At 43.0% G+C, this 25194-nt stretch carries 17 protein-coding genes; 15 read left to right on the forward strand and 2 right to left on the reverse strand.

The window, feature by feature from the left end; genetic code table 11:
• Positions 1 to 6 precede the first annotated feature (6 nt).
• From LWP20_RS01135 to LWP20_RS01175, 9 genes are all read left to right on the forward strand, one after another.
• Positions 7 to 3321: a DUF4175 family protein gene (locus LWP20_RS01135; protein WP_242926274.1), complete on the forward strand. Its 3315-nt coding sequence runs from the start codon at positions 7 to 9 to the stop codon at positions 3319 to 3321.
• 28 nt (positions 3322 to 3349) lie between these two features.
• Positions 3350 to 3775: an ATP-binding protein gene (locus tag LWP20_RS01140; protein WP_242926275.1), complete on the forward strand. Its 426-nt coding sequence runs from the start codon at positions 3350 to 3352 to the stop codon at positions 3773 to 3775.
• On the forward strand, positions 3759 to 4187 hold the full coding sequence (ybeY, locus tag LWP20_RS01145; protein WP_242926276.1) for an rRNA maturation RNase YbeY: 429 nt from the start codon (positions 3759 to 3761) through the stop codon (positions 4185 to 4187). The genes LWP20_RS01140 and ybeY overlap by 17 nt, the downstream gene beginning before the upstream one ends.
• A 66-nt stretch (positions 4188 to 4253) precedes the next feature.
• Positions 4254 to 6116, forward strand: coding sequence for a tRNA uridine-5-carboxymethylaminomethyl(34) synthesis enzyme MnmG (mnmG, locus tag LWP20_RS01150; RefSeq protein WP_242926277.1), 1863 nt, complete (start codon positions 4254 to 4256; stop codon positions 6114 to 6116).
• On the forward strand, positions 6117 to 7004 hold the full coding sequence (locus LWP20_RS01155) for a class I SAM-dependent methyltransferase (protein ID WP_242926278.1): 888 nt from the start codon (positions 6117 to 6119) through the stop codon (positions 7002 to 7004).
• Positions 7005 to 7082: 78 nt separating this feature from the next.
• Complete coding sequence (locus LWP20_RS01160; RefSeq protein WP_242926279.1) at positions 7083 to 8696, forward strand: Ig-like domain-containing domain; 1614 nt, start codon at positions 7083 to 7085, stop codon at positions 8694 to 8696.
• A 1057-nt stretch (positions 8697 to 9753) separates the two neighbouring features.
• Positions 9754 to 11835 carry a cation:proton antiporter gene (locus tag LWP20_RS01165; protein ID WP_242926280.1) on the forward strand — a complete coding sequence of 694 codons (2082 nt, stop codon included), beginning with the start codon at positions 9754 to 9756 and terminating at the stop codon, positions 11833 to 11835.
• Entirely contained in the window at positions 11807 to 12322 is a 516-nt protein-coding gene (locus LWP20_RS01170) for a DUF4385 domain-containing protein (protein WP_242926281.1), read from the forward strand. The genes LWP20_RS01165 and LWP20_RS01170 overlap by 29 nt, the downstream gene beginning before the upstream one ends.
• Positions 12323 to 12404: 82 nt before the next feature.
• Positions 12405 to 12863 (forward strand): hypothetical protein, encoded by a 459-nt coding sequence (locus LWP20_RS01175; protein WP_242926282.1) that lies wholly within the window; start codon positions 12405 to 12407, stop codon positions 12861 to 12863.
• Positions 12864 to 13129: 266 nt separating this feature from the next.
• Here LWP20_RS01175 and LWP20_RS01180 read toward each other — a convergent pair whose 3' ends face one another.
• Positions 13130 to 14266, reverse strand: a complete 1137-nt coding sequence (locus LWP20_RS01180) for a hypothetical protein (protein WP_242926283.1) — start codon at positions 14264 to 14266, stop codon at positions 13130 to 13132.
• A gap of 238 nt (positions 14267 to 14504) precedes the next feature.
• On the opposite strand from LWP20_RS01180, the gene LWP20_RS01185 reads away from it, so the two are divergent.
• The 5 genes from LWP20_RS01185 (at position 14505) to LWP20_RS01205 (ending at position 22157) form a co-directional block, all read left to right on the forward strand.
• Positions 14505 to 16007, forward strand: a complete 1503-nt coding sequence (locus LWP20_RS01185) for a glycine--tRNA ligase (RefSeq protein ID WP_242926284.1) — start codon at positions 14505 to 14507, stop codon at positions 16005 to 16007.
• Between the two features lie 382 nt (positions 16008 to 16389).
• The gene (locus LWP20_RS01190; RefSeq protein ID WP_242926285.1) at positions 16390 to 17511 is read left to right on the forward strand and encodes a PQQ-dependent sugar dehydrogenase; all 1122 of its coding nucleotides are present in this window, start codon (positions 16390 to 16392) and stop codon (positions 17509 to 17511) included.
• Between the two features lie 158 nt (positions 17512 to 17669).
• Positions 17670 to 17831 (forward strand): hypothetical protein, encoded by a 162-nt coding sequence (locus tag LWP20_RS01195; protein ID WP_242926286.1) that lies wholly within the window; start codon positions 17670 to 17672, stop codon positions 17829 to 17831.
• Between the two features lie 249 nt (positions 17832 to 18080).
• Positions 18081 to 21431: an isoleucine--tRNA ligase gene (gene ileS / locus LWP20_RS01200; protein ID WP_242926287.1), complete on the forward strand. Its 3351-nt coding sequence runs from the start codon at positions 18081 to 18083 to the stop codon at positions 21429 to 21431.
• A gap of 108 nt (positions 21432 to 21539) precedes the next feature.
• Positions 21540 to 22157 (forward strand): lipoprotein signal peptidase, encoded by a 618-nt coding sequence (locus LWP20_RS01205; protein ID WP_242926288.1) that lies wholly within the window; start codon positions 21540 to 21542, stop codon positions 22155 to 22157.
• Positions 22158 to 22217: 60 nt separating this feature from the next.
• Here the strand turns inward: LWP20_RS01205 and LWP20_RS01210 are convergent, their stop codons facing one another.
• On the reverse strand, positions 22218 to 22805 hold the full coding sequence (locus LWP20_RS01210) for a hypothetical protein (protein WP_242926289.1): 588 nt from the start codon (positions 22803 to 22805) through the stop codon (positions 22218 to 22220).
• A gap of 235 nt (positions 22806 to 23040) precedes the next feature.
• Here LWP20_RS01210 and LWP20_RS01215 point away from each other — a divergent pair, with 235 nt between their 5' ends.
• A complete protein-coding gene (locus LWP20_RS01215; protein WP_242926290.1) occupies positions 23041 to 24873 on the forward strand; it encodes an ABC transporter ATP-binding protein in 1833 nt (610 codons plus the stop codon).
• The last annotated feature ends 321 nt before the right edge of the window (positions 24874 to 25194 follow it).

Below are 25194 nucleotides of genomic sequence, written 5' to 3' on the forward strand. Positions count from 1 at the left end.
AACGCTATGAAACAACATGATGCGCTTGACAGATTGCTGCAGCAACTCCAGGAGTTCAAGAAAAAGTTCTACCTGAATATGTTGCTCAGGGGTAGCATTTTTGCCCTTGGCCTGCTGCTGTCTACCTATATCATGTATAGCATACTAGAGTATCTGTTTTATTTTCCACAGTATGTTCGTGCTTTCCTGTTATTTTCCTTTGTTGGCATTGTGCTGTATGTTTTCATCCGCTGGATCGCCTTACCCATCTCGGCTCTTGCCAATCTTAAACGCGTACTTTCCGATGAGCAGGCCGCCTTGCGCGTTGGCAGCTTCTACCCCGAAATAAAAGATAAATTACTGAATGCGATTCAGTTAAAAGATTTAGACCGCACCAATGAGCTTATTGCCGCCAGTATAGAGCAGCGCTCGGGCCAGTTGCTTACTTTTAATTTTACAGATGCTGTTAAGTTTAAAGAAAACCGGCCACTGCTAAAGTATGTAGCCCTTCCGGCCATTATTGCCCTACTTATTGCCCTCGTTTATCCGGCCATATTTGTGCAAGGCACTGAGCGGATAATCCACTATAAAAAGTTTTACGCACCAGCTGCTCCATTTAAATTTATAGTTGAAACCAATCCTTTACAGACTTTCAGAGGGGAGGACTTTGAATTAAAAGTAGCCATAGCCGGCAAAGCCATACCCAGCGAAGTATTTATACTTTACAACGGCCGCCGGCAAAAGCTAAACAACAACGGCCGCAACAGCTATACTTATACTTTTAAGCAACCACAAAAGTCCGTAGATTTTGAACTAGAGGGTTCGGGCTTTACATCGGATACTTATACTTTGCAACTGCTTTCGCGCCCCAACCTGAAGGACTTCCGGATGGAGGTAAACTTTCCGGCTTATTTGAAGCGGAAACCGGAAGTAGTACAGAACACTGGAAATGCTACCATACCTGAGGGCAGCACACTGAAGTGGAGTTTTACAGCCTCCGAAACAGAAAGTATAAACCTTGCTTTTGATGAACCTTCTCAAAGTATAGCTGCCACAAAAGAGGGAGACTCTTTTAGCCTGAGTAAAAAATTCAGCGAAAGCCAGAACTATACTATAAAGCTGCGCAACCAGTACAGTACCAACAAAGAGCAGATCAGCTACCAGATCACCACCATACCAGATCGCCACCCACAGATCAGCATCGAGCAGTTTCAGGATACAGCACTATATAGTTTCCTTGTTTTAGGAGGTGATGTTTCTGATGATTATGGCCTTACACGCCTCGCACTGTTTTACCGCATCAGCAACGATAAAAATCCTAACACCAAGTATAAAAGCAGGCCATTACCTATTAATCCGCAGCAGCAAAGCCAGACTTACTATTACCAATGGAACACTGCAGGCCTTAATATGCAGCCCGGCGACAGGCTGGAGTACTTTGTACAGGTTTGGGATAACGATGGTATACACGGCCATAAAAGCACACGCACGCGCACTTTAGAACTGAAGGTCCCATCTAAGCAGGAACTACAAAAAGAACTGGACAGCAATTCCCAGTCTATCTCCAGCCAATTAAGCAAATCGTTAGAGAAATCGAATAAGCTGAAGCAGGACCTAGAGAAATCTGAAGAGAAGATGAAAACCAAGCGCGACCTGAACTGGCAGGACAAAAAACAGCTGGAAGACCTGGTACAAAAGAAAAAGCAACTGGAACAGGATATCTCTTCGATGAAAGAGTTGTTTGAAGAGCTGAACAAAAAGCAGAACATGCTGAGCGAGCAAGACAAACAGCTGGCTGAAAAAGCGCAGGAGCTGCAAAAACTAATGAACGACCTGCTTGACCCGGAAACAAAGAAACTATACGAAGAGCTCGAAAAACTACTACAGGAGCAAAACCAGAACGATCCTGAACTGCAAAAACTACTTAGCAAACTGGATAACCGCGAACGCAACCTCGAAAAAGAACTGGAGCGTGCCCTCGAGCTATTCAAGCAGTTGCAATTCGATCAGAAGCTGGACAACGTAACCAAGAAACTGGATGAGCTGGCGCAGGAAGAAAAAGAACTTTCTGAAAAAACATCTGAGAAACTGGCTGATAACAAACAACTGGAACAGGAGCAGCAGGATATAAAACAGGAATTCGATGAGTTGAAGAAACAAATGGAAGAACTGAAGGACCTGAACGAAAAGTTGGAGAGCCCTGCCCAGATGGATGAGCAGCAGCAACAGCAGGACCAGCAGCAGGTAGAAGAACAAATGCAGCAAAGCCAGCAGCAACTACAAAAGCAACAAAACAAAAAAGCCAGCGAAGCGCAGCAGAAAGCAGGGGAGAAGATGAAGCAGATGGCACAGCAAATGGAGCAGATGCAGAGCAGCATGGGCATGGCCGGCATGCAACAAAACCTTGATAACCTTCGCGACATACTTGAAAACCTTATTAAGCTTTCTTACGACCAGGAAGCGCTAATGAAATCGTTCCGCGGCGTTAGCCAGAGCGACCCACGCTTTATTACCCTATCGCAGCAACAGCTAAACCTCCGCGATAATGCTAAAGTCGTAGAAGATAGTTTACAGGCACTCGCTAAGAAAGTGTTTCAGATCCAGTCATTTGTTACACGCGAAGTAGCAGCCATGAATCAAAGTATGGATAACAGCATGCAGGAACTTCGTGATCGCAACGTTGGCAAAGCTACAGTACAACAACAATTGGCTATGACAAGTATGAATAACTTGGCCCTGATGCTGAACGATGCCCTGAAGCAAATGCAACAGGCAATGCAGCAAATGCAGGGAAACATGGCCGGAAAACAGAAGGGGGCTAAGCCAAAACCCGGTGATTTTGGAAAAATACAGCAAGAATTGAACAAAAAAATCGAAGAATTGAAAAAAGGTGGCAAAACAGGTAAGACACTTTCTGAAGAATTAGCTAAATTGGCTGCTGAGCAGGAGGCTCTCCGAAATGCGCTGAAGGAAATGGAAAAGCAAAGCCAGAAACCTGGCGAGAATGGCAAAAACGGCGAACTAGGAAATATTAGCAAGATGATGGAACAAAGCGAAACTGATCTCGTTAATAAACGTTTGACCGAGCAAACCATCATGCGCCAGCGCGAAATCCTTACACGCCTGCTCCAAGCCGAGAGGTCTATGAAGGAACGTGAATTGGACAATAAACGCGAGGCTAAAACAGCGCAGGACATTTCGCGCAAAGTTCCTGCCTCCTTTGAAAAATATTTAAAAGCGAAAGACAAACAAACGGAATTACTTAAAACAATACCACCTGCCCTTTCACCGTATTACAAGCAGAAGGTTAATGAGTACTTTCAGAATATAAGTAATAATTAAGCACCTATAGTTACACTTAACGAGTAATATGAATCAGGTTAAAATTCAGATTCCATCACTAATTGAGAACATCAGAGTAATAGAGAGCTTTATCGATAACTCCAAGGATGAATTTGATTTCGAAGATGATATTTATGGCAACATTATGGTTGCTGTAACGGAATCTGTAAATAACGCCATCCGCCATGGCAACAAATTTGATAAAGACAAAAACGTTTATCTTACACTGCAGGTAGAGCAAAACCAACTGCTTTTCGAAGTTGAAGATGAAGGCCCTGGCTTTGATTATGATAGTTTACCAGATCCTACTGCACCTGAAAACCTGGAAAACCCTGGTGGCCGCGGTATCTTCCTGATGCGTAATCTCTGCGATGAGGTTAACTTCCTGGATAATGGAAAAAAGGTACAACTAATCTTTAATATCGTAACAGCAACTAATGGATCATCCAATTGAGTTTTTTAGCGAGGATATTGATTTCACGCTACCGAACCCAGACAAAGTATCAGATTGGATTGCATCTGTAATTGAACAACACGACAGCGAATTAATAGGGCTCACCTATATTTTCTGCTCCGACGATTACCTGCACGAGATCAACGTGGAATATCTGGACCACGACACCCTAACAGATATCATCACCTTCAATAATGCCGATGAAGAAGGCACGATTGAAGGTGATATTTTTATAAGCGTAGACCGCGTTCGCGATAATGCCAACACCCACGGCACCTCTTTTGAAGATGAAATGCACCGTGTACTCATACATGGCGTGCTTCACCTGTTAGGTTTTAAAGACAAAACTACCGAGCAGGAAGCACTTATGCGTAAACAAGAAGATTCTTGCTTATCTTTGCGTAATTTTTAATCAGAAAAAGGAATTACGTTTCTCTTCTTGATGTTTCACGTGAAACATCTCTAAAATCAAAAGTACATGTTTGCTGAATACGATATAATAGTTGTTGGTGCAGGGCATGCAGGCTGTGAGGCCGCTGCTGCTGCTGCCAAAATGGGTTCAAAGGTGCTGTTGGTAACCATGAACATGAATACTATTGCTCAAATGTCTTGTAACCCGGCCATGGGTGGTGTAGCTAAAGGGCAGATTGTTCGTGAAGTAGATGCACTCGGAGGCATGAGTGGTATCATTACCGATAAGACTATGATCCAGTTCCGGATGCTGAACAAATCTAAAGGTCCTGCTATGTGGAGCCCACGAGCCCAAAGCGACCGCATGCGATTTGCTGAGGAATGGAGACTTACGTTAGAGCAAACAGAGAACATTGACTTCTGGCAGGAGATGGTTTCAGGCATAGAAGTAGAGAACGGAAAAGCAGTAGGAGTACGTACCAGCCTGGGGATAACTATACGCGGAAAGGCCGTTGTACTAACTAACGGCACGTTTTTGAATGGCATTATCCACATTGGAGAGAAACAATTAGGCGGAGGCCGGGCAGCTGAAAAATCTGCAAAAGGTATAACCGAACAATTGGTAGAACTTGGTTTTGAAGCAGGCCGAATGAAAACCGGAACACCTCCAAGAGTAGATGGCCGGAGCCTGGATTACAGCCGAATGGAAGAACAGTTCGGCGATGAGAATCCTTCGAAGTTTTCATACACCGAAACAGAACCGTTACAATCACAGCGAAGCTGCTATATAACTTATACAAACTCAGAAGTACACGAGATTCTAAAAACCGGCTTCGAAAAATCTCCGATGTTCCAGGGCCGTATTCAGGGATTGGGGCCACGCTATTGCCCAAGTATAGAAGATAAGATCAACCGCTTTGCTGACCGCGACCGCCACCAGATATTTGTAGAGCCTGAAGGATGGAGCACAGTTGAAGTATACGTAAATGGTTTCTCAAGCTCGCTACCGGAAGACGTGCAATTAAAAGCGCTTCGTAAAATAGTAGGCTTTGAGAATGCTAAAATGTTCCGCCCGGGTTATGCGATCGAGTATGATTTCTTCCCGCCAACACAGTTAAATCTTACCCTGGAAACAAAACTGGTTCAGAATTTATACTTTGCTGGCCAGATAAACGGAACTACAGGATATGAAGAAGCAGCTTGCCAGGGACTGATGGCAGGTATAAATGCCCACAACAAAGTACACGGCAAAGAACCATTCGTTCTGAAACGTTCTGAAGCATACATTGGCGTTTTAATAGATGACTTAGTAAACAAAGGTACAGAAGAGCCTTATCGTATGTTTACTTCACGCGCTGAACACCGCATACTCCTGCGCCAGGATAATGCTGATATTCGCCTAACAAAGCTGGGCCATAACTTAGGACTAGCAGATGAAAGTCGTTTGAAAGCTGTGGAAAAGAAGGTATCAGAAACAGCGGAAATCATCGCATACTTAAATAACAAGCCGATTGAACCCGGAGATATCAACAGCATGCTGGAGAGTTTAGGATCTGCTCCTATACCTGAAAAGCAACGTGCCGGCCAGCTTATAAAACGTCCAAATATCGAGATCCAACATTTAGCAGCAGCAATACCAGCCATAGCAGAATACCTGAGCAAATTCAAAGCAGATAGTGTAGAGCAGGCCGAAATAGCTGTTAAGTATGAAAGCTACATCGAAAAAGAACATGTGATGGCTTCTAAAATGGGTGAGCTCGAAAACTACATCATCAAAGAAAGAATTGACTACCGCAACATACCTGCTTTATCTTCTGAAGCGAGAGAAAAACTCTTGAAAGTGAATCCTGAAACTATAGGACAGGCTTCGCGCATCAGTGGTGTTTCACCGGCAGATATTTCAGTGTTAATGGTATACTTAGGCAAATAAATGAGCTACGAAAGACTGGAGCACTGCCCGATTTGCGGCAAAGAAGAGTTTAAAAATTTTCTGGTAGTAACAGACAATACGGTATCCAAAGAGAGCTTTGTAATTGTGGAATGTGAGAACTGCACATTCAAGTTTACAAACCCAAGGCCCGATGTAAAAAGTATAGGCAGCTACTACGAATCTGATGATTATATCTCTCATAGCAATACTAAAACAGGAATTATCAACAGAGCTTACCATGTTGTAAGATCTATCACCACTAAGCAAAAAGTAGAACTTATCAACAGGCATGTACCAGCTAAAGGAAATATACTTGACTATGGTTGCGGAACCGGCGTATTCTTAAATGCCTGCAAAAAAGATGGCTGGAAAGTAAGCGGGGTAGAGCCAAATGCAAAGGCAAGAGAACTGGCTAAAGAACAAATTGGTGATACAATCAAAGAAACGCTGGCAGAAGTTGCAACCGAAAAGTTTGATGTAATTACACTTTGGCACGTATTGGAACATATCCATACGCTTAATGAAACGATGGATCAACTGATCTCGCGCCTTAACCCGGAAGGAGTACTGATAGTTGCTGTACCAAATGCCGATTCACATGATGCGCAACAGTACAAGGAAAATTGGGCTGCCTACGATGTACCACGCCACTTGTACCACTTTACGCAACCAACCATGAAGCGCTTGATGAAAAAACATAAGATGGTATTGGAAGAAGTGCTGCCCATGAAGTTTGATGCATACTATGTAAGTATGCTAAGTGAAAAGCACAAGGATGGAAAAACAAAAATGCTGAGCAGCGTTATGAATGGTTTCAAATCAAATAGCTATGCAGAGAAAAATGGCAATGACTATTCGAGCCTGATTTTCGTAGCTAAAAGAAAATAACCGCACCAAAGAAACTGTTAATAAAATGAATAAAGGGCAAGCGAAAGTTTGCCTCTTTTACTTTAAAAGCACTTACACATGAAGTTTTTCAACACACTGCTTGCCATTTCATCTATAGCATTTCTCACTGCCTGCGCCACAGTAAACAACCCGGAAGGCGGAGCTAAAGATACCAAATCGCCAAACTTAACAAGCAGTAGCCCTAAGGCAAAAGATCTTAATGTAAGTACGAGATCTGTGGTTCTGGAATTTGATGAAGAAGTACAGCCAAACAACCTGACAAAGGAATTACTGATTACACCAAACACTGGTAATAAGTATAAAGTAACGACCAAACGCAACCGAATGGAGCTTGTGTTTGAAAAACCTCTGGAAGATAGCACGACGTATACTTTTAACTTCCGCAACGGAATTCAGGACATAACAGAGAAGAATACAGCCAAAGGTTTAATGCTGACTTTTAGCACCGGGGCATACTTAGACTCTAGTAGAATAAGTGGAAAAGTAGTAGACTTACTTAGCCAGACGCCAGAGAAAGAAACATTAGTGGCACTTTATCCACTGGCTGATACAATGAATATAAAGAAGGGTAGCCCTTATTATCAGGCTCTGACAAATGAAGCAGGGGAGTTCTCTTTTGAAAATATAAAAGAAGGCGATTATAAAATTTATGCGCTGTCTGATAAGAACAATAACAGCATATACGATAACGAAAACGAACGTGTAGCTTATAAATCAGAAGCGATAAAAGTAACCCCTAAACAACAACAGATAGAATTACAAACTATCAGGATTGATACAAAAAAACCTATACTTCAGCGCCGCGAAAATTTTATAGACCGCTTTACAGCTAACTACAACGAGGGCATTAAATCTTTTATAGGCCGGAGTGTTCAAAGCAAAAAAGATACTTTACTTTATAAAATAGCGCCAGACGGGAAAGCAATAGATATATTCGGCGGAAATGGTTTTACAGGAGGTAAAGCTATCATAACAGCTACAGATTCAGCGGGCAATGCAACTACTGATACCTTACAAATAGCTTTCCAGGGTAAAAGACCACAACGCTTCCAAGGCGCTCAAATAAAAAATAACGGTGTTAAAAATGGAGCAGGCTATTATAGCGGCCAACCAATTACACTGGAATTTGAAACACCTGTTAAAATAAATTCAAAAGAACCAGTTCTGATCTATGCTGATTCAATAGTAACGAGCAAAATAAACTACCCACAGGAAAGTAAATTAGACCCGACAGCAACCGAACTCACTTTTAAAGTACCAACTATAAAAACCCGTAACAAACAAATATCAATTGGGCTTGATAGCATGGGAGTAGTAGCAGTACAAGGAGGTAAACTTAAATTTAACCAATTACCAATAACTATAGCTGAAGCCAAAGGAACAGGCAGTCTGAAAGGAACGATAACTACAAAGTATACTTCTTATACCTTGCAACTCCTGGATAAAGATGGGAAAATTAAACACCAGTCACGCAATCAGAAAAGCTTCGACTTTAGGAACCTCGAACCAGGCGCTTATAATTTACGCGTGCTTATAGATGAAAATAAAGATGGCAGATGGGCAGCCGGAGATCCAGAACTAAAACGCGAACCAGAGAAAGTATACATCTACAACAAACCACTTGAAGTTAGAGCAAACTGGGAAGTGGAAGCTATCAAACTTGAGTTTTAAAAATTTGAAAGTATAGAAGGGAGGTCAGAAAGGCCTCCTTTTATTATGCCATACTTCAGCCGTGGCTTGTGGAAAGTATGAAATAAAACACAGCCAAACTTAGTGCAAGCGCAATAACATTGCCACCTTTCAACATACCATCCCAGTTAAAATTCAACACCTGGTTTGCTCTGAAACTTCTTCTAAAAAAATCAAGCTCGATGCATATAATATGCATCGTTACAAACCAAACTACCTATCCGAACTTATAAGCTTCTCCCTTAAACTATCACCAAAGTATAATCTTAACATCGGTTTCATTTGTTTGTAGAAAGTCTTTAGGACCAGACTACAGACTTGTGAACCATTCCTGATCAGCTTGTGCGTAAAATAATTTCCTCGCGTACAATTCTGTAAAAATAAAGCTGCAGCGTTAATAACATAGCAATGTAAACTCTGACCATAGTTACACTACCAAAGCAATACATAACGATTAAAAAATATCACTTAAGAGGTATCAGTAGAGTTTAAAATATGCGCTTCTTCTTAAAACAAAGTATAGCCAAAGTAATTAACAATAAGGGTGGGTATAACTGTGGAAAAGCGTGGAAGAAAAATGTAAAACTCTGGAACCCTAAATTACACACTACATAAAAGATGCCGTGGAACACTAAAAAAGTGGAAACAGGTGCAAAAGTGAGTATAGTAAAATGGTTTATCCACGTTTGTGTGTAGTGTTTAAAAAGAAATTCACAAATAACGTTTAAAAGTGGAAAACACCTCTAAAAGATTGATGCATAAAAATATATCCTAAGAAAGTATGTGGAGAGAAAAGTGCACAACCCGGGAAGTGTAAACAAGTTACCAAGAGTAACAAAAGAGTATAAAACATATCAACTTGTACACACCCTTAATAATGAAAGAGAATTTAGTTTAAAGAAAAATTTAATTAAAAAATATTAAAGGTTGAAAAGTGTGGAAAGGTGGATTAAAAGGAAAAAAGGAGAGAAGTATAAAGGAGTAATCGGAAGCCAAAAAAAGAAATTCGTAAATTGAAGGACATCGAAAAATATAAAGCATGAAATTATTGTTAAAGCTGACATTACCCCTGGAAGAACCAGTATTAATTTTTACGCTGGTTCTGCTTATCATACTTGTATCAACGATCATACTTAAGAGGTTAAGAATTCCAAGTATAGTAGGCCTGATAGTGGCGGGGGTAATTGTTGGCCCCAACGGAATAGGCTTGTTACAGCGGGACGCTAGTATGATCCTGTTCGGTACAGTGGGCATATTGTATATCATGTTTCTGGCAGGTTTGGAAATGGATATGGTTGGCTTTAAAAAGACGAAGTCAAGAAGTATAGTATTTGGTGCATTAACCTTTTTAGTACCTATTAGCATAGGGTCTTTAGTATTTATATACCTGTTCGGCTACGAAACAAAATCAGCTATACTATTGGGAAGTATGTTTGCCTCCCATACTTTGCTGGCCTACCCGATTATCAGCAAATTAGGCTTAGCTAAAAATGAGGCAGTAACAGTTACCATAGGCGGTACAATAATCACAGATACAGCTGTACTGATTGTATTAGCAATTATTGTTGGCACCACAACCGGCAATGCAAGCACAATGTACTGGGTAATGATGGCTCTGAAATTAGCTGCTTTTGTAGCTGTGGTTTTGTTCTTGTTTCCATTAATAGCAAAGTGGTTGTTTAAAAGGATCGAAAGCGAGAAAGGTGCCCAGTTCATATTTGTTCTGTCGCTGGTATTTGCAGCAGCTTTTCTGGCAGAGCTTGCAGGCGTAGAAGCTATACTTGGCGCTTTTTTGGCTGGTTTGGCATTAAATCAACTTATACCTCACACTTCAGCGCTCATGAACAGGCTGGAGTTTGTGGGTAATAATATTTTCGTTCCCTTCTTTTTGCTGAGTGTGGGCATGCTGGTAAATGTAAGCGTGTTGTTTGAAGGCTGGGAAGCATTGTTAACAGTTGTTACTGTCATACTACTGGCCATAGCTTCTAAATGGATAGCAGCTTTTATTACCCAAAAACTTTATGGCTACACAATAACACAGCGTAATCTTATGTTCGGCTTAAGTACGGCAAGAGCGGCAGCCACACTGGCAGTTATACTTGTAGGCTTTGAGTTTGGCATTGTAGAAGAATTCGCCCTGAACATGACCGTGGTGCTTATACTTGCTACCAGTCTTGTCAGCTCGTTCATCACCGAGAAATCAGGAAGAATACTGGCCATTGTAGAGAGTCGTAAAAAACCAGATCTCAGCGATAAACCAGACCGCATTCTTGTACCAATTGCCAACCCGGCAACAATTGAAAATCTGGTAGACCTTTCAATCATGCTCAAGAATCCGGATTATCATGAGCCAATCTATCCGCTGGCAGTGGTAATAGATAACGAACATGCTGAAGAGGAAATCTATAGGAAAAACAAAATGCTGCAGGAAGCCATTAAGCATGCATCTGCTACGGATAGCGATGTACAACTGGTATCCAAAATAGATACCAACGTGGCAAGCGGTGTACTGCGGGCAATAAAAGAGCTGATGATAACGGAAGTAGTGTTAGGTTGGAATGCCAGGATAACAACAAGGGGGAGAGTTTTCGGAACTGTACTTGACGATCTGCTCGACAATACGGAGCAAATGATTTTAGTGTGCAAGATCATCCAGCCCCTGAATACCACCGCACGCATACTTGTGATTGTACCTGAAAATGCTGAATTGGAACGGGGCTTTTTAAGGTGGATACGTTCTGTTAAACTGCTTTCGTTGCAGCTTGGGGCCAAACTGATATTTAAAGGCAGCAGGCGTACCTTAAATAAGCTCAGACAAACAATTAAAAGCGCTAAGCCAACTGTTGAAGCAGAGTACGAGCAGTACATCAGTCTGAAGGAGTTCCAGAACATGAGTACCAGGTTACGCAAAGACGATATGGTGATCGTGATCTCAGCAAGAAGAGAAACAATATCGTACCACAGCGACCTGGACCAGGTACCGCGTGTGCTGTCGCGTAACTACAAGGATAACAGTTTTATTGTAATCTATCCGGAACAAAACCCCGTACTGTATCAGGACAATGCTAAAATGCGTGAGCCAAGTTATACAGATGAAGCCAGTACAGGGAAAAGCATTTAACTATAACCTCGATTTTGCTGAAACAGATTTCCGGAAGCACCCGGAACTATACCGTGTAGGCAAAGGCGAACAGGGCGTGTTGCTGGTAGAGCCTTATAAATCGGAAATACTTCCGCATTGGCGATTTAAAAACCCGGAGATAGCGCAGGCATCGTCTCAGAAAATCTATGAGTTGTTTCTGGAGTATCTGGAGCAGGAAGATTTTGTAGGCGCTGACATGGCCCGCAAATACCTGCAGATGGGCTATACCAGGTCGAGGCGCTATGCCAACCATAAATCCGGAAAGAAGTATAACGGACCTGTACCTGACGATAAGAAAGGGCAGAGCGGCGCGCATGGCAGAGACCAGTTACCAAGAGAAGAGGATCCGGTTAAAGCTGAATCAGCGAGAATTTTCTGGGAAAAATGGCAACAGGCAAAGCAAAACGATACGTACCAAAAACTGATGCAGGAACATAAACAGAAGTATGGCACAGAAACATTTTAAATCTTTTAAAGCTTAGGGCTGTTTTGTAAACTTATTTCGGAATAAACATATCTTTGCATAATAAGAAAACCAATACAAAAGCATGATCAACAAAGACATCAGGTTGGGCAAGGGGCTTGGTAAGATCAAGTTTGGCCTGACAATGGAAGAAGTAGAAAAACTGTTAGGCGAGCCTGAAGAGATAGAAGAATCAGAGGAAGAGGATGAGTTTGAGCATCAGGCCTGGAACTACTGGGAAGAAGGCTACTCACTATACTTCGATAAAGAAGACGACTATAAACTAAGCTGCATAGAAACTGCAAACCGTGAAGTGCAACTGTGGGATGAGCGCATTTTCGAAATGAGCCGCGATCAGGTAAAAAGCCTGTTCACAGACCACAATATCACGGATGTAGAAGAAGAAGAAATGGAGACCGGCGAATACCGCATCTCTTACGAAAAGGAAATGATCGATTTATACTTTGATGACGAACAACTGATAGCTATAAACTTCGGTGTATTCATCAACGATAATCTGGAAGTTGTTTGGCCTGAGAAATAAGCCAGCCATACTTACACACTTTAAGAACCCCGGTTGCAACTTAGTAGCCGGGGTTTATTTTTTATATCAATTAACTATACCTCCTGTAGAAAAGAAAGTATAACCAGCCATTTTATACTTGTGGAAATCTAATATAAAAAGGCTTAATAAGCTGCTTAAGCCAGCTTTTAGCGATTCTGAATCCACATCAAGTATAAAGCAAACAAGTATAAAATGAAAAGGCCCGGCATAATTGCCGGGCCTTTATTTTTAAATTATCAGGGTTCTTATTTGAACAGGAAATTCATGATCTCTTCCTGGATAACCGGGTTAATGGCAACAGCAAGTATAATCGAAATGATAAGACCTATAGTTACTGAAATGATATCTTTAAAGATCAAGTTAAATGTTTTGGCAAACTTCTCGGTGCTATCGTGGGCACGCAGGCGCATGCCTAACTCACGGCCGGCCAGCAAACCAACAAATACCCAAGTAGTACTCATCGGTATGTTGTTCACCTCTTTAAAGTAGTAAAGTATAAGCGAGTAAACCAGGTCAATGATAGTGGCGCTTCTAACATCACGTACTTCCGATTTCTCGTTGATCACATTCTGTATCTTATCACCTTTCTTATAGAAAAGGAAACCAAGACCAAGGAAAATAAAGCCGGTAAAGGCAAAGAATTCGTACAAGTTCATTTGGCGCGGCAGGTAAACGGCAATGTTAGCCAGATCCTGAGCCAGCCAGATGTACCACAGGAAACCACTGATAAGCCACTGCGCAACTGTCCAGAAGGCATGCGCTTCGCCTTTAATAAAGCGTTTGATGATTTTGGTAAGCAACAGGTAGATAACCAGCGCAGAGATAAATGCAGCAAAGTAACCCAGCAAGCTTTTGTTTACCATGCTGATGATAGTGCCAGAAGTAGCTGTAAAAACACTAAGCAGCATAAAGGTGGTAGAAACCGGAATACGGAACCTGGTTAAAAGCAGAAGTATGATAGGAGAAGCCAACTGCAGGTAAACAAAGCTGGTTGGCGTTTTTTCAAGTCCTTTGGTGGCCAAGCGCTCATAGGTAACGTCGCCATTAAACGCATACCAGCTATACGATACAGTGGCAACAAAAATAAGCCCCATAAACAACCATTGCCAGTACCATTTTTTGTCTTCGTTAGATCCAATGAACGTACCGATGGTTTGGATACTGTCGTTGGCAATGGCAGAATAACCTGCAAAAGCAAAACCTACCCACATAGCTATATTTGGGTAAGGGTAAACCGCCCCAGCTACTATAAGCGATACTGCAATAAAGTATAAGAATTTTTTCTCCTTCTGAAGAACAACATCAAAGAGGTTATACCTTTTGGTAAACTTGTGTGGGTGAGCCTCTAAAACGTGTTTCGGATGTTTTTTAGTCTTAGGCATTTGAGTGTCTAAAAGTGATTAATTTAAAAGCCGCGCAAGTTACATTAATTTAATGTTACCAATGTATGTCTAATGTTAAGGAATTGTTAACACACGCAAATCAGTAAGTATAAATGGTATCGGAGTGATAGTGAAGCAGAAAAGGAGAACACAGCGCAAAGTATAAATCAGCAAGCCGAGCCAAAAAGTATAAACCACGTATGGCATAATCCATCCTTAATCAGCTATCTTTGCACCCATGGCGACAAAAGAGAAAACTACTGAAGAAAATACCCAGTTAAAAGACATCATTTCGCACGCGAAAGAGTACGGTTTCGTGTTCCCAAGCAGCGAGATTTATGATGGTTTACAGGCCGTTTACGACTACGGCCAGATGGGTGTGGAGCTGAAGAACAACATAAAGCAGCTCTGGTGGAAATGCATGACCCAACTGAACGAGAACGTAGTTGGCCTTGATGCAGCCATCTTTATGCACCCGCTTACCTGGAAAGCTTCCGGCCACATCGATAGCTTTAACGACCCGATGATCGATAACAAAGACTCGAAGAAACGTTACCGCGCCGATGTGCTGATAGAAGAAAAAGCTGCTGCTTTAGAAAACGAAGGCAAGATTGAAGAGTCTGGCGCACTGTTAGCTGAAATGGGCAAGCTGTTGGAATCCGAAGATTTGGACGGCGTACGTGAGCTTATCGTTCGTGAAGGTATAAAATGCCCGATATCCGGTACTACCAACTGGACCGAAGTTCGTCAGTTTAATTTGATGTTCTCGACGCAGGTTGGTTCTGTAGCCGAAGATTCAAGCACTATTTACTTAAGACCAGAGACGGCACAAGGTATATTCGTTAACTTCCTGAATGTGCAGAAAACCGGCCGCATGAAAGTGCCTTTCGGTATTGCGCAAATTGGTAAAGCCTTCCGTAACGAGATTGTGGCACGTCAATTCATCTTCCGTATGCGCGAATTTGAACAGATGGAAATGCAATTCTTCGTGCGCCCTGGCACCGAAATGGAGTGGTACGAGAAATGGAAAGCTGCCCGTAAACTATGGCACGAAGCCATTGGTATTCCGGCAGAAAGCCTTCGCTATCACGACCACGAAAAACTGGCTCATTACGCTAATGCCGCGGTGGATATCGAGTATAAATTCCCGTTCGGCTTTAAAGAAGTAGAAGGTATCCACTCACGTACTGATTTCGACCTGACTCAGCACCAGGAGCTGAGCCGCAAGAAAATGCAGTACTTCGACAACGACCTGAACGAAGCCGGCAAACCATACGGTAACTATATTCCTTACGTAATCGAGACTTCAGCCGGCGCTGACCGCCTGTTCCTGATGACGCTTTGCAACGCCTACCAGGAAGAAGAAATTACCGAAGGCGAAGCTACCAAAACGCGTACGTTCCTGAAGTTACACCCAGCACTGGCACCGGTTAAGGCAGCTATACTTCCGCTAACTAAGAAGGATGGCCTGCCAGAGAAAGCAACCGAGATCTTCAATTCATTGAAGTTCGATTTCAACATGATCTACGAAGAGCGCGACAGCATTGGTAAACGTTACACCCGCCAGGATTTGATTGGTACACCGTTCTGTATTGCCGTTGACCACCAGACACTGGAAGACAACACTGTTACCGTTCGCGACCGCGACAGCCGCGAACAGGTGCGTATGCCAATTTCAGAACTGAGAAACTACATCGACAAAGCTGTTAGCTTCAGAAGCATTCTGGAAAAACTAGCCTAAGTATAAAGTATAAAATCAGCAAAAGCCGGAGGTCCTAAGCCTTCGGCTTTTTTGTTTCTAGGCTCCAAAGTAGAATGATTTTCTAGAAATGCTTATCTAGATGAAGACCGATTATTATAGATTTTGTCCCAAAGTGTTTTGATTATGTTAATGTGGAACGATTAATATATTCCAAAAATCAACTACAGTTTCTTGTGGAAAATTTCTGCTAAAACATCAATTACAAAGCGTAACTGCGGTTTATACTATAGTTTATCCTCTTGATAAAAGTGATTTCTGCTCCTACTTTATTTACTGAATCAACTATAAATAGCCCAAGCAACTCAACCTTTTAATTAAGCAGAAGTTAGAAATAGTAATTTGGTCCTAACTCGGTGAAGCTATGTATAGAGGATTAAAATTATTGTTCCTGCTCTGTTTGGTACTACAATCTGCCTGTAACGAAGAAGATTCAAATGAACAGCCTGCTCCCGCTCTTCCTGATCCTGTACTTCCAGAAGCAGAGTTGAAGGATAGGGTACTAACAGAAGGGCTTTCGCACCCGTGGGAGTTGGTTTGGGGCTCAGATAATTTTATCTGGATAACAGAACGTGCAGGTAAGATCAGCCGCATTAATCCGGAAACAGGAGCAGTAACTGAAGTGGCAACTATAGACGAAGTAGAAGCGAGAGGCGAGGGAGGTTTACTTGGAATGGCGCTGCACCCGGATTTCAGTTCTACTCCGGATGTATTTCTGGTATATAATTATAGCAAAGCAGGCACCTACACCGAGAAAGTGGTGAAGTATAGGTATAATGGCACCACTTTAATAAATCCTGTTGTGTTGATTGATGGTATTTCGGCAGCAAATATTCATAACGGCAGCAGGCTGCTAATAACGCCTGAGCTAAAGCTTTACATTACTACTGGCGATGCAGCTAATAGTGGCAGAGCACAGAACCTAAACTCTTTGAATGGTAAAGTATTACGCATTAATCTGGATGGCTCAATCCCTGTTGATAACCCTACTAGCGGCAGCCCTGTCTGGAGTTTCGGCCACCGCAATGCGCAGGGCTTGGTTGTGGCTAATAACAAACTATACAGCAGCGAACATGGCCCTAGTACCGACGACGAAATCAACATCATCGAGAAAGGCAGAAACCATGGCTGGCCAAACGTAAACGGCTTTTGTGACTCAAACGAACAGAATTTCTGCACTGAAAACAATGTAGTAGAACCCCTGAAAAGCTATACCCCAACTATAGCTGTAAGCGGAATGGACTACTATAACAACGGCCAGATTCCACAATGGAAGAACTCGCTTTTAGTAGCGACCTTAAAAGACAATACCCTTTACCAGTATAAACTAAACGAAGCAGGCGACGAGATAACAGAAGCAAACGAATTCTACAGAAGCAAGTATGGCCGCCTACGCGATGTGTTAGTAGCACCAAATGGTAAAGTATACCTCTGCACCAGTAACGGATCAAATGATAAAATTATCGAGATCAGCCGTTCTAACTAACTGTTGAAAATTAAACTAGTTTATGCCTTTACTCTCCAATTTTAAGCTTTTCAGGCTCACTTTTCAACTATTGTTTCTGGGCGCGTTTCACAAGGAACATAAACATAGATCAGATTCAGTTGTTAACTATAAACCGAAATCAACTAAACTATAGAGCTATGGCAAACACATCAAAAATGGAGAGCAGCAAATCATCAGAAAAAGACCCGTGCTGGAAAGGCTATGAACAGGTAGGTATGAAAGATAAAGATGGTAAACAGGTGCCGAATTGTGTTCCGGAGAACAAATCATCCACTTCATCATCAAAAAAGAAAAGCTAGTTTAGGCAAACTATAAAGTACAAAGCCCCGCTTAAAACGGGGCTTTTTTGATGAAGCACTTTTATATAACTGCTGTTGTTAGCTTTAAGAGATGCCGGTAAGCATTTTGAGTTTATAAGAATGAGCAAAATTGCCTAACTTTACCGGCTTAGTGCTAAAACTATAAAGTATGGCTGCTCAGATATAAGTATAAAAATAGTCTTAGCGTGCCATCTGCTAAATAACGAGATCAAGATAAACCTGAAAACGGTGAAGTATAACGAGTATAAAAATCTGAATTACGCCAAGCTTGGCGAAGACGTACTGGCTTTCTGGAAAGAGCACAACATCTTCCGGAAGTCGGTTGCGACGCGTGAGGGCAACGACAACTTCGTGTTTTACGAGGGCCCGCCATCTGCAAATGGTACGCCGGGTATTCACCACGTAATGGCCCGTGCGGTTAAAGATATTTTCTGCCGCTACAAAACCCTGAAAGGCTACCAGGTAAACCGCAAAGGTGGCTGGGACACGCACGGCCTTCCGGTGGAGCTGCAGGTTGAAAAAGAGCTAGGCATTACTAAAGAAGATATCGGTAAGAAGATAACGGTAGAAGAGTATAACCAGCGCTGCCGCGAAACGGTAATGCGTTTCAAGGATCAGTGGGACGACCTGACCGAGAAAATGGGTTACTGGGTAGACCTGGACAACCCGTACATTACTTTCGAGAACGAATACATTGAATCGTGCTGGGCACTGCTGAAGCGCCTGTACGACAAAGGCTACCTGTACAAAGGCTATACTATACAGCCATACTCGCCAGGTGCTGGTACAGGTCTTAGCTCACACGAGCTGAACCAGCCGGGCTGCTACAAAATGGTAAAAGATACGACCATCGTAGCGCAGTTCGAAGTACGCAAGATCACCCGTAATATGTTCCTGTTCGACAACGAAGACGAGCAGGTATACTTCCTTGCCTGGACGACTACTCCCTGGACGCTTCCGGCTAACACGGCTTTGGCTGTGGGGAAAGGTATAAAGTATGTGAAGGTGAAAACCTACAACCCATATACTTACGCGCCAATCTCGGTTATACTTGCCAAAGACCTGGTAAGCCGCTACTTTAACGATAAAGCCAAAGATCTTGCGCTGGCAGATTACAAGCCAGGTGATAAACTGGTGCCATTTAAAGTGGTGGAAGAATTTGTTGGCGCCGACCTGGCAGGAGTGGAGTATCACCAGCTGATGCCATATGTGCAGCCAGATAAGCCAGCTTTCAGAGTAGTGGTTGGTGATTTCGTGACGACAGAGGATGGTACCGGTATTGTACATATATCGCCAACGTTCGGTAGCGACGACTTTAGAGTAGCTGCACAGAACGATATTCCGGCGCTGCTGGTAATGGACGAGAATGGTAAGCCATCGCCTATCGTTGATAAGCAAGGTAAGTTTGTGAAAGAGATTACGGACTTTGCCGGCATGTACGTGAAGAACTACGACGGTCAGGATGAGTCTGCTGCAGACTATAAGCCAACTGACGTACTGATCGCTATTAAACTGAAAGAAGAAGGCAAAGCCTTTAAAGTAGAGAAATACGAGCACACTTACCCGCACTGCTGGAGAACCGATAAGCCGGTACTTTACTATCCACTGGATAGCTGGTTCATCCGTACAACTGCGGTGAAGGAAAGAATGATCGAGCTGAACAAGACGATCAACTGGAAACCGGAATCTACGGGCTCTGGTCGTTTTGGTAACTGGCTCGAGAACCTGGTAGACTGGAACCTGTCGCGCTCGCGCTACTGGGGTACGCCGCTACCAATCTGGAGAACCGAAGACGGTGAAGAAGAAATCTGCATTGGCTCTATTGCTGAACTCAGTGAGCTGATAGATGTAGCTGTTAATAAAGGCTTCATGGATGCGGCGGTTGAGATAAACGACCTGCACCGCCCTTACGTGGATAACATCGTGTTGGTAAGTCCATCGGGTAAGCCAATGTACAGAGAGCCAGACCTTATCGACGTTTGGTTCGACTCTGGCGCGATGCCTTATGCACAGTGGCATTATCCACTGGAGAACAAAGATATCTTTGAGCAGAACTTCCCGGCAGATTACATTGCAGAAGGTGTTGACCAGACCCGTGGTTGGTTCTTTACGCTGCATGCCCTGGCTGTAATGCTGGAAGACAGCGTGGCATACAAGAACGTAATTGCAAATGGCCTGGTGCTGGATAAGAACGGAAACAAGATGAGCAAGCGCTTAGGCAACGCCATCGATCCGTTTGACATGATTGGTACCTATGGCCCGGATGCTGTGCGTTGGTACATGATCGCGAATGCGCCACCTTGGGATAACCTGAAATTTAATGCGGATGGTGTAGTGGAAACACAGCGCCGTTTCTTCGGAACGCTGCAGAACACGTATTCTTTCTTCGCGCTGTACGCTAACCTGGATAACTTCACGTATGCCGAAGCCGATGTGCCGTTGGAGCGCAGAACGGAAAGCGATCGCTGGATCATCTCGAAACTGAACACGCTGGTGCAGGACGTAGACGCATACTTCAACGACTATGATCCAACCAAAGCTGCCCGTGCTATCCAGGATTTCGTGACGGACGACTTGAGTAACTGGTACGTGCGCCTGAACCGCAAGCGTTTCTGGAAAGGTGAGTACAACGAAGATAAGATAGCTGCTTACCAGACACTTTATACTTGCCTGGAAACTATAGCCAAGCTTGCTTCGCCAATCGCGCCGTTCTATACCGAGCAACTGTTCCGTGACCTGAACAGCGTGAGTGGTAAAAACAAGGTAGAGTCGGTGCACCTGGCTTACTACCCTGAAGTGGAGCACACTGCTATAAACGAAGACCTGGAAGAGCGCATGGCGCTGGCGCAGACAGTATCGTCACTTGTACATTCGTTGCGCAAGAAGCACATGATCAAAGTTCGTCAGCCGTTGCAGCGTATACTTATACCTGTACTTAGCGAGCACACGCGTCACCAGATCCAGGCAGTTGAAGACCTGATCATGAGCGAAGTGAACGTAAAGCACATCGAGTATATTGATGATACGTCCGGCATTTTGGTGAAGAAGATCAAGCCTAACTTCAAGAAGCTGGGTCAGGTGTTTGGTCCGAAGATGAAACTGGTAGCTGCCGCTGTACAGCAAATGAACCAGGAAGACATCGCGAAGCTGGAGCGTGAAGGTGGTTTTGAAGTACTGATAACTGACGATGAAACTGCCGTGCTGACGCCGGATGATGTGGAGATCTCTTCAGAAGACATACCAGGTTGGTTGGTAGCCAGCGAAGGTAAACTGACTGTAGCCCTGGATATAACTATAACCGAAGAACTGAAGCAGGAAGGTATAGCCCGCGACCTGGTTAACCGTATCCAGAATCTGCGTAAAGACTCTAACCTTGAAGTTCAGGACAAGATTTATATCCAGATGCAGCCGTCAGCTCCTGAAGTAAACGCTGCCGTTGAGAACTTCAGAGACTACATCTGCTCCGAAACACAGGCACTGAGCCTTGAGATAGTAGATGGACTGGCTGATGGTACGTTGCTGGAAATGGACGAGTACCAGATCTACATGCAGATTCGTACGGAAGCTGTAGCAGTTTAAACTATAAACGCACCCGTTTGTCTAAAACAGACTGGTGCGTTTATTTTTATTAAGTATACTTGCAGTAGCTGATAACTATAACCAACCAGCGCTGCTTACCTAACACACATGAAATACTGGAAATTTTACCTGCTCAGCCTTGTTGTGATCCTGATAGACCAGGCCGTAAAGCTGATCGTGCATTACAACATGGAAATGGGTCTGCCCGGCGAAATCCACGTTATAGGCGACTTCTTTAAGCTGCACTATACGCTTAACCCAGGTATGGCCTTTGGCGTAGAGTTAGGCTCTGATTATGGTAAACTTATACTTACACTGTTCCGATTGGTAGCCATGTTCGGTATCGGGTATTATTTATACTATCTCGTTAAACATCATGCGCCAAAAGGTTTGATCTGGTGCATTGCGCTTATACTTGGCGGCGCCATCGGTAACCTGGTAGATAGTACATTTTATGGTGTCTGGTTTGATAATGCGCTGTATGGTTCATCCACACCATGGTTTCATGGACAGGTAATCGATATGTTCTACCTCGATATATGGGAAGGCATTATACCACACTGGGTACCTATTCTTGGTGGTAAACCAATGTCTTTGTGGCCAATTTTTAACGTAGCCGATGCTGCCATCTTTATAGGTGTGTTGCTGATTCTTTTCAACCAGAAGCGCTTTTTTGGTGAGCACCACGAGCAGGAACACAGAACGGTACAACAGCAAGGTTTGTAATCAAAAGTACAAAGTATAAATAGAGGCGGCTGTTCCATGTGGAGCAGCCGCTTTTATATTTTATTTTCTTTTATTAAATACTCCTGAAAACGTAATACCAATTGAGTTAGCCGAATAAGTAGTGTTCGTCTGGTCAGTGTACTTCATGGCAGTGTAAGATATGCCAACTATACTATAAGCTACCTCAAATACAGGACCGCTAGCACCTTTAAAGGTCATGTCTTCTCCAATGCCATCTGCCTTAAAACGAATAGCCTGATGGGTAACAAGCCCTGCACCTAATCTTATTTTATCAGTTGCCATCCAGTTTGCAGTAAATTGTAAAGGAACGCGGGTTAAACGGATATGGGCATTGTCAGCCTGCGTGGTAACATACTTGTAGCCTACCGTAGTTCTTAAAAGTAATTTCTCAAGTTTAGGAAACTGGAATTGCGCCCCTAAGGCAATAGAAACGCCTTGACCGGCTTTTACAGACTGGTCTTCGCCATTTGTAAAGTATACTTTGGCCACATCGTCACCACCAAATTCTAAAGCGCCACCAAGCAAAAAGCGAACTGGCGAAGGTTTTTTTTCTACATCCTGATCCTGCGCAAAAGAGCAATTAAGGCTAGTTAAGATTAGCAATGAAAGTAGTAATAGTTTTTTCATAAAATTAAATAAGGCTGAGTTGTGTACGCTAAATTTATGAGATATTAGGATTAACTAATATAGTTATTGCAATATATTTTTTAAAAATGCGAATCTACTATACTATCTGGTAAACTATTTACTTTTTAAATTGAGTAACTAATGAGAAAGCTGTTTCAAAAACTAATCTTAATCTCGGCCATAACAATTGCCTAAAAACTCTTATTTTTACCAGAAGCATTAACCCGAATTACCATTGGCAACTCCAACTCCTATACTTAAAGTCACAGATTTAGAAACTGTTTTCACCACGCACCGCGGCACTACCAAAGCTGTGGATAAGGTATCGTTTGAAGTATACCCCGGCGAGACAGTGGCTATAGTTGGGGAGTCTGGTTCAGGCAAATCGGTAACATCGCTTTCAGTAATGCGGCTTATCAATACACCGCCGGGCAGGATAGCAGGAGGAACGGCTATTTTCCAGTCAGAAAAGTTCGGGGAAGTAGACCTTTTCCAGTTGCCGGAAAAGCAGATGCAGCAGATCCGAGGGAATGATATTTCGATGATATTTCAGGAGCCGATGTCGTCGCTGAACCCGGTTTATACTTGTGGAAAACAGGTAGCTGAGGTCTTGCTGCTCCATACTAATATTTCAGAAAAAGAAGCCAGAGAGCGAACTATAGCCCTTTTTGAGAAAGCAAAACTGCCACGGCCGGAGAAAATTTACAACGCTTATCCACATGAAATTTCGGGTGGGCAGAAGCAGCGCGTAATGATTGCCATGGCCATGGCCTGTGAACCAAGTATACTTATCGCCGATGAGCCAACTACTGCCCTGGACGTAACGGTACAGGCGCGAATGCTGCAATTAATAGATGAGCTACGTGTAAAAGAGAATACAGCTGTATTGTTCATCACCCACGATTTGGGTGTTGTGGCCGAGATTGCTGACCGCATATTGGTCATGTATAAAGGCAAACTTGTAGAGCAGGGTAAGGTGATGGATATCTTTACAAATCCGCAGCACCCCTATACCAAAGGGCTGCTGGCCTGCCGACCGAAGCTATCAGCTAAAGCCCAGTCTATACTTCCTACTGTATCTGATTTTATGGTGGAAGACGAGTTTGGTGACATCATCGAAAGAAAGCAGCAGGCATATGAGCCGTCGTTAGCCGATGTGGTGAACAGCTATGTAGGCACCGTTACCGATATAAAACACCAGCAGGAAAACCGCGAGAAGCCACCGTTGCTTAAAGTAGAGAATTTGAAAGTATACTTCCCGATAAAAAAGGGTTTCTTTGGCCGTACTACTGATTATGTAAAGGCAGTAGATGGTGTAAGCTTTACAGTTAATCCCGGCGAAACAATAGGTCTGGTTGGCGAATCGGGTTGTGGAAAAACTACATTGGGCCGTACCTTGCTTAGATTGGTAGAGCCAACAGAAGGAAGTATAATATTTAATGGCCGTGATATAGCCCAGCTTAGTTCAGAAGAGCTCCGCAAAAGCCGCCGCGATTTCCAAATGATCTTCCAGGATCCATATGCTTCGCTTAACCCGATGCATACTGTAGGCGAAGCTATCATGGAGCCGATGCGTGTGCATAACCTATATGCCAACGATAAAGAACGCAAAGCCAAAGCTATGGAACTGCTTGAGAAGGTGGGACTTCTGCCTGATCACTTCCAGCGTTATCCACATGAGTTTTCGGGCGGTCAGCGACAGCGTATATGTATTGCCAGGGCTTTAGCATTGCGACCAAAATGCATTATCTGCGATGAATCGGTATCGGCCTTAGATGTATCGGTGCAGGCGCAGGTACTTAATTTGCTGAACCAGCTGAAGCAAGAATTCCAGATAACCTATATCTTTATTACCCACGACCTGTCGGTTGCCAAGTATATGTCGGACCGTATTCTGGTAATGAGCAAAGGCCAGATCGTGGAGAGTGGTACTCCAGAGCAATTATACCTGAACCCAAAAGAGGAATACACCCGCACACTTATCAGCGCCATCCCGAAAGGCGAGCCAGAAGATATTATCAAAGCCCAACAGAAACGGGAGTTAATGAAAGCAGAAGCAGGAATTTAGTCCTAACCCAATAGAGTATGGTAAATATTAATGGCATTGTAGCAGCAGTTTATTTGGCCATTTTTCTATTTACAATATGTATAGTAGTATTTCTGATTGTTGGCTACAAGGTTATTAAGCATAGAAACAAGGTAATTGCCTCTTTATACTTCTTGATTTCTCCTGCTTTTATACTTATCGGGATAGCTTTAACTAAATGGCTTCATAATCCTGACTTCATATTAGCCACATTATTTCTTCTGCTATTTTTTAATTCCTTATTTCTGCCCTTATCTAAGCGATATATTGACTAGTAAACGCAAACTCTTCCCACTTATATAG

The organism is Pontibacter vulgaris (assembly GCF_022758145.1).
In the GTDB taxonomy this organism is placed as follows: domain Bacteria; phylum Bacteroidota; class Bacteroidia; order Cytophagales; family Hymenobacteraceae; genus Pontibacter; species Pontibacter vulgaris.

Bases quoted from the DNA above. Each gene is read 5' to 3' on its own strand.
- LWP20_RS01135 (WP_242926274.1), top strand. From the start codon at position 7: ATGAAACAACATGATGCGCTTGACAGATTGCTGCAGCAACTCCAGGAG.
- LWP20_RS01140 (WP_242926275.1), top strand. From the start codon at position 3,350: ATGAATCAGGTTAAAATTCAGATTCCATCACTAATTGAGAACATCAGA.
- ybeY (WP_242926276.1), top strand. From the start codon at position 3,759: ATGGATCATCCAATTGAGTTTTTTAGCGAGGATATTGATTTCACGCTA.
- mnmG (WP_242926277.1), top strand. From the start codon at position 4,254: ATGTTTGCTGAATACGATATAATAGTTGTTGGTGCAGGGCATGCAGGC.
- LWP20_RS01155 (WP_242926278.1), top strand. From the start codon at position 6,117: ATGAGCTACGAAAGACTGGAGCACTGCCCGATTTGCGGCAAAGAAGAG.
- LWP20_RS01160 (WP_242926279.1), top strand. From the start codon at position 7,083: ATGAAGTTTTTCAACACACTGCTTGCCATTTCATCTATAGCATTTCTC.
- LWP20_RS01165 (WP_242926280.1), top strand. From the start codon at position 9,754: ATGAAATTATTGTTAAAGCTGACATTACCCCTGGAAGAACCAGTATTA.
- LWP20_RS01170 (WP_242926281.1), top strand. From the start codon at position 11,807: ATGAAGCCAGTACAGGGAAAAGCATTTAACTATAACCTCGATTTTGCT.
- LWP20_RS01175 (WP_242926282.1), top strand. From the start codon at position 12,405: ATGATCAACAAAGACATCAGGTTGGGCAAGGGGCTTGGTAAGATCAAG.
- LWP20_RS01180 (WP_242926283.1), bottom strand. From the start codon at position 14,266: ATGCCTAAGACTAAAAAACATCCGAAACACGTTTTAGAGGCTCACCCA.
- LWP20_RS01185 (WP_242926284.1), top strand. From the start codon at position 14,505: ATGGCGACAAAAGAGAAAACTACTGAAGAAAATACCCAGTTAAAAGAC.
- LWP20_RS01190 (WP_242926285.1), top strand. From the start codon at position 16,390: ATGTATAGAGGATTAAAATTATTGTTCCTGCTCTGTTTGGTACTACAA.
- LWP20_RS01195 (WP_242926286.1), top strand. From the start codon at position 17,670: ATGGCAAACACATCAAAAATGGAGAGCAGCAAATCATCAGAAAAAGAC.
- LWP20_RS01205 (WP_242926288.1), top strand. From the start codon at position 21,540: ATGAAATACTGGAAATTTTACCTGCTCAGCCTTGTTGTGATCCTGATA.
- LWP20_RS01210 (WP_242926289.1), bottom strand. From the start codon at position 22,805: ATGAAAAAACTATTACTACTTTCATTGCTAATCTTAACTAGCCTTAAT.